The sequence below is a fragment of the Streptomyces alkaliterrae genome, from assembly GCF_007097205.2.
Lineage (GTDB): Bacteria > Actinomycetota > Actinomycetes > Streptomycetales > Streptomycetaceae > Streptomyces > Streptomyces alkaliterrae.
Map to the genome: position 1 here is coordinate 1 of NZ_VJYK02000379.1, position 4,627 is coordinate 4,627.

Here is a 4,627-nt window from a genome sequence, read left to right on the forward strand (position 1 = left end):
CTACTGCCTTTCCTGCTGACAGGGGGACGTGTCAGAGGGGTCTGGCAGGGTCGGTGTGTGTTCGAGATCGTGGTGTGTACCGAGAACGGGGAGCGGCACGTCCGGGTGGCCGCCGGGGAGTTGGCCGGGCTGGTGGGGCGCGTCGGCGGCGCTGGTGACCGGTTCCTGGTGGTCCAGCGGATACCCGACCTGCCAGACGACTTCGCGCAGGTCTGGCACGAGGCCGGGGGCGACTACACGGTGGAGTACCGCGACGGCGCCGCCGACCGCCACTTCCGGGCGGCCACGGACCGGAGTCAGGCGGTGGTCGCGGCGCTTGCCGGCTGGGCACGCCGGGAGGTCGGATGGGATCGTGGGCTGTCCTGGTCGCCGTTGGAGGTGGGCGCCGGCGCAGCCCGGGACGCGCCGCCGCTCGATCTCGACGAGGAGGAGCGGCGGGAGTTGGCGGAGCACGTCCGTCGGGTACTGGTCGGCGGCTATGCCACCCGCGCCGAACTGGCGCAGCTCGCCGAGGAGTGCCTGGTCGACGGAGAGCGTCGGCCCGTCTCGCGTGGACAGGCGCAGGCGCTTGTCGACCGGTTGTGGCTGGACCGCGTCGCGGAGCAGGCTTCGTGGCGGGGCGAGACGGATCCCGAGCGACTCGCCCGCGCGTTCGCCGCACTTGACGAAGCCGGCATCACGGCCCGTGAGAACTTCACCTGCTGCCGTAGCTGCGGACAGTCCGAGATCGGCAGCGCGGGTGAGCCGGGCGCCTGGGGCTACGTCTACTTCCACACCCAGTGCACGGAATCCGCCGCGGCCGGGTACGGGCTGACGCTCCTCTACGGCGCCTTCGACGGAAGGTCCGAGACCACCGCGGCCGTCGGCGACGAGGTCGTGGCCTCGCTTGAGGCAGCCGGACTCCGCGCGACGTGGGACCGTGATCCCGACCGGGTCATCACCGTGGACCCGCTGGACTGGCGCCGTCGTCTGGTCGGTTAGACGTGCCCGACCGTGGGGCGGTGCCGGGCCAGGCGGAGGAATGCCTGGGTGTGGGTCTTTCCGCGAGCTCGGCATCGGTCGTAGTAGGTGCGGGAGGCGGGATCGTGCAGGGCCGCGAACGCGGAGAGGAACATCGCGCGTTCGAGCTGGCGGCTACCGCCTCGTGGTGCGCGTTCGCCGTGGATCGAGTGCCGGACGATCTGGTGGTCGGGGCGAGGCCGGCGCGGGTCCGGTGACACCACCCCCGGGTCACAGCCTTCGACAGGGGGCAACAGTCATGCCGGGCGCGGAGGCCGGCGGCCCACTTGCAGGACCCGCGCAGAACACAGCGGGGGCGGCGGGGTCAGGTGCCGGTGCCGGTGTCGAGGAGGATCTGTTCGGCCCCTGTGACGTTGTCGGCGCGGAGTGCCTGGGCAATCGCGGCCCGGGCGGCGTCCGGTTCCGTGTGGGGCGGCACGACCAGCAGCGAGAAGTGGTCCCTGTCGCCTCGTGTGATCAGCACCGTGTCGTCGCCCACCGCGAAGGAGTCGATGTGCACCACGCGGTCGTCGACGATCAGGCGGGGCGGCAGCTCGTCCCAGCCGGCGGCGTCCACGCCGACGCGGGTGATCGGGCCGACGTGTGCGGTCAGGGCGCCCACCAGGGCGGGGAGCTCCGCCGCGAGGTCGCGGGAGTGAGGCCACCACGCTCCGTCGAGGACGCGGTCCCGGGCTTGGGCGGTCTGGAGGCGGAGGACCGCCGTTCCGGGCTTGACCGCGTGATGGACGGCGTTCGGCAGCGGACCGGTGCCGGGAGGCGGGGGTGTGTGGGAGTCGGCCATGGTGTCGTCCGCCTGTCTGCGGGTCGCCGGTGCCCTGGTGGTCAGGGGCTTGATGCCCTGGTGGTCAGGGGCTTTGCGTTCCGTTCCCACGGTACTCCGCGCCGCCCCGGCCGCGGCCGTCCTCGAGGAAAGGACGCGCTCGTCGGCGCGGCACCGAGCGGGAGCGGTCGCGGCGCCGCGTGACGACGACGCCGGCCTGTCGGTGCCACCCTCGCTGGTTGCGGCGGTTGCCAATTTACTCTGACGTCAGGGTAGGTTTTCGCCCACGGGGCCGGTACGGCGACTCAAGGTGGTGGAGCCGTGGGTGGGCGGCTGATGCGGATCGGTGAGGTGGCCGAGCGTACGGGCCTGTCCCTGCGGACGATCCGGCACTACGAGGAGGTCGGGGTGGTGAGCCCGGCCGAGCGGAGCCACGGGGGGGGGGTTCCGGCTCTACACCGAGGCGGAGGTGCGGCGGCTGGAGCTGGCGCGGCGGATGCGGCCGCCGGGTTTCCACCTGGAGGACGTGCGGGCGCTGCTGGACGTGCTGGACCGGCTGCCGGACGCCGGGGCGCTACCCGACGACAACACACGAGCACGTGAGGAACTGGTGGCACGGTTGCGTACGTACTGGTTGGAGCCCGACAGCCGCTGTGAGGAGTTGCGGGAACAGCCGGCGCGGGCGGAGGAGTTCGCGCGCTCCCTGCACGGGCAGCTGTCCCGGTTGGTGGCCGCGACTCCGACCGGCTCGAAGGGGGCGACACGATGACGGCGGAAACCGAGCGGGTGGCCGGGGAGGCGGCCCGGCGGCGGACGTTCGCGGTGATCAGCCATCCGGACGCGGGCAAGTCGACGCTGACGGAGGCGCTCGCTTTGCACGCGCGAGCGATCACCGAGGCCGGCGCGGTGCACGGCAAGGCGGGGCGGCGCGGGGTGGCGTCGGACTGGATGGAGATGGAGAAGGCGCGGGGCATCTCGGTCACGTCGGCGGTGCTTCAGTTCGCCTACCGGGATTGTGTGCTGAACCTGCTGGACACGCCGGGGCACGCGGACTTCTCCGAGGACACCTACCGGGTGTTGGCGGCGGTGGACTGCGCGGTGATGCTGATCGACGCGGCGAAGGGCCTGGAGGAGCAGACCCGCAAGCTGTTCGACGTCTGCGCGCACCGGGGCATCCCGGTGATCACGTTCGTGAACAAGTGGGACCGGCCGGGGCGTGAGGCGCTGGAGCTGCTCGACGAGATCGAGCGGGAGTTCGGGTTGCGGCCGACGCCGGTGACCTGGCCGGTGGGGTACGCGGGACGGCTGCGCGGGCTGGTCGACGCACGAGAGCCGGGGCGCATGCTGCGGTACGCCCGGACGCCGGGTGGCACGCACGAGGCGACGGAGGAGGTCGTGGCGGGCGAGGCGGCCGCGCGTGAGGAGGGCGACGACTGGACGCAGGCGGTGGAGGAGCTCGAACTGCTGCGCGCCGACGGTGCCGAGCACGACCGGGAGGCGTTCCTGGACGGCCGGACGACGCCGGTGTTCTTCGGCGCGGCGATCACGAACATCGGGGTGCGGCTGCTGCTGGACGCCGTCGTCGACATGGCGCCGCCGCCGGGGCCGCGTGGACTCGCCGGCGGCGGCACCCGGGCGGTGGACGCGCCGTTCTCCGGGCTGGTGTTCAAGGTGCAGGCGAACATGGACCCCGCGCACCGGGACCGGATCGCGTTCGTCCGGGTCTGCTCCGGCGTCTTCGAGCGCGGCACGACGGTGACGCGAGCGGCGTCGGGCAGGCCGTTCGCCACCAAGTACGCACACAGCGTCTTCGGGCAGGACCGCTCGATGGTGGAGACCGCCTACCCGGGCGACGTGGTCGGCCTGGTGAACGCCACGGCGCTGCGGGTCGGCGACACGCTGCACTCCGCCGGCTCGCCGGCCGTCTTCCCGCCGATGCCGACGTTCGCGCCGGAGCACTTCATGGTGGCGCGCCCGGTGGACATCTCGCGGTCGAAGCAGTTCCGGCGCGGCATCGCACAGCTCGACGAGGAGGGCGTGGTGCAGGTCCTGGTGTCCGAACTGCGCGGTGAGCAGGCGCCGGTGCTGGCCGCCGTGGGACCCATGCAGTTCGACGTCGTCACGGCCCGGATGGCGGGCGAGTTCTCCGCGCCGGTGCGGCTGGAGGCGCTGCCGTACGCGTTGGCACGGGCCACCGACGCCACAGGCGCGGACGGCCTCAACCGCTCCCGGCTGGTGAAGGGCGAAGCCCTCACCCGGGTACGCGACAAGACGCACCTCGCGCTCTTCCCCGACCGCTGGCAGGCGTCCAACTTCGTACGGGCCTTCCCCGACGCGCCTCTCGAGTCGCTGCTCGCCGCCCACGCGTAGCGGCGGGGCGGGCGGTCCGGCAGGACCGAGGACACTCCCGTCGCGTTGGAGTGGGGACGGGTCCGGACACGGCGCCTGCCGGGCCACGGAAGTCCCGAGCGCGGGAGGGAGACCGGAGTCGTGGCCGATGCGCGGACATGCCCGTCGTGCGGCGAGGCGGAGGAGCTGCGCGGTACGCCGCACGAGGGCGACATCCAGGTCACCTGCCTTTCCTGCGGCGCGCGTTGGATGCGCGGCGCCCCGCGCTGTGCGACGCGCGGGGCGCGGACATCGCGCGGAGGCCCCAGTCGACGACCCGGCACTCGCGCGGCACGCAGCTCTCGATCATCGGCTGGCAGGAGGTCCCGCTCTGCCGCGTCTGGGACGCGGACGCGGTCGCGACGTCCATCCCTGGGAGGACCTGCCGGACGTCCCGGTCGGGTCCTGACCAGCCAGGCGGGCCAAACGGGCGGGGGACCGGACGGGCAGGGCCAAACG

General features: G+C 73.0%; 3 protein-coding genes and 2 pseudogenes. 3 read left to right on the forward strand and 2 right to left on the reverse strand.

The window, feature by feature from the left end; genetic code table 11:
- The first annotated feature begins 57 nt into the window (after positions 1 to 57).
- On the forward strand, positions 58 to 981 hold the full coding sequence (locus FNX44_RS24040) for a DUF6891 domain-containing protein (RefSeq protein ID WP_143651023.1): 924 nt from the start codon (positions 58 to 60) through the stop codon (positions 979 to 981).
- Here the strand turns inward: FNX44_RS24040 and FNX44_RS24045 are convergent.
- Positions 978 to 1,204, reverse strand: a pseudogene (locus FNX44_RS24045) (transposase); the annotation flags it as partial. The gene FNX44_RS24040 and the pseudogene FNX44_RS24045 sit on opposite strands and share 4 nt — an antisense overlap.
- Before the next feature lie 120 nt (positions 1,205 to 1,324).
- Complete coding sequence (locus FNX44_RS24050; protein ID WP_143651026.1) at positions 1,325 to 1,801, reverse strand: DUF5994 family protein; 477 nt, start codon at positions 1,799 to 1,801, stop codon at positions 1,325 to 1,327.
- Positions 1,802 to 2,101: 300 nt separating this feature from the next.
- Between FNX44_RS24050 and FNX44_RS24055 the strand changes: the two are divergent.
- Both FNX44_RS24055 and FNX44_RS24060 read left to right on the forward strand, forming a co-directional pair.
- Positions 2,102 to 2,549, forward strand: a pseudogene (locus tag FNX44_RS24055) (MerR family transcriptional regulator).
- Complete coding sequence (locus tag FNX44_RS24060; protein WP_143651025.1) at positions 2,546 to 4,150, forward strand: peptide chain release factor 3; 1,605 nt, start codon at positions 2,546 to 2,548, stop codon at positions 4,148 to 4,150. The pseudogene FNX44_RS24055 and the gene FNX44_RS24060 overlap by 4 nt, the downstream one beginning before the upstream one ends.
- The last annotated feature ends 477 nt before the right edge of the window (positions 4,151 to 4,627 follow it).